Source organism: Vibrio sp. 1727 (assembly GCF_033344415.1).
GTDB lineage: Bacteria > Pseudomonadota > Gammaproteobacteria > Enterobacterales > Vibrionaceae > Vibrio > Vibrio alginolyticus.
The window spans coordinates 1-719 of record NZ_JAWPOT010000245.1 but is presented as its reverse complement, the minus strand read 5'-3'; the positions used below and the strand labels follow the sequence as shown (position 1 = coordinate 719).

General features: G+C 44.9%; 1 protein-coding gene. It reads left to right on the top strand.

The window, feature by feature from the left end; all coding sequences use genetic code 11:
- Nucleotides 1-719, top strand: a 719-nt coding sequence (locus tag R8O10_RS25045; protein WP_318191932.1) for an IS3 family transposase, incomplete at both ends; no start/stop codon positions are given.

Sequence of the window (719 nt, the reverse complement as noted above, 5' to 3'; positions counted from 1 at the left end):
TGTATCCCCTGAGTTGGTGAAACTAAAAAGTCTCATTAAAGAAGTTCATATGGCAAGCAATGGCTCTGCTGGTGCAAGAAGCATTGCCGATATGGTGACGACTCAAGGCATAAAACTGACACGCTATCGAGCTTCTAAGATAATGAAATTATTAGGGTTGGTAAGCTGCCAAACACCGCATCATCGTTATAGAAAGGCATCGCAAGAACACGTAGAGATCCCCAACCATCTATCTCGACAATTTGCCGTTACCTCTCCAAACCAAGTCTGGGTGGGAGATGTGACATATGTCTGGACGGGACAGCGGTGGATGTACCTTGCTGTCGTCATTGATTTGTTCGCTAAAAAGCCGATTGGTTGGGCGATGTCAGTCTCTCCCGATAGCAAGTTGACAGGAAAAGCACTCGCTATGGCGTTCGAGTCAAGAGGTAAGCCGAAAGGCGTGATGTTCCACAGTGATCAAGGAAGTCATTACACAAGTCGTTTTTATCGACAACTGTTGTGGCGTTATCAAATCAAACAAAGCTTATCTAGGCGTGGTAATTGCTGGGATAACAGTCCGATGGAACGGTTCTTCAGAAGTCTAAAGACAGAATGGATACCCGTGTCGGGTTATCGGAATTTTAGCGAAGCAAAAGAGAATATAACTCGATACATCACGGGTTATTACAGCCAACTCAGGCCACATCAATATAATGGTGGTCTGACACCCAATGAAT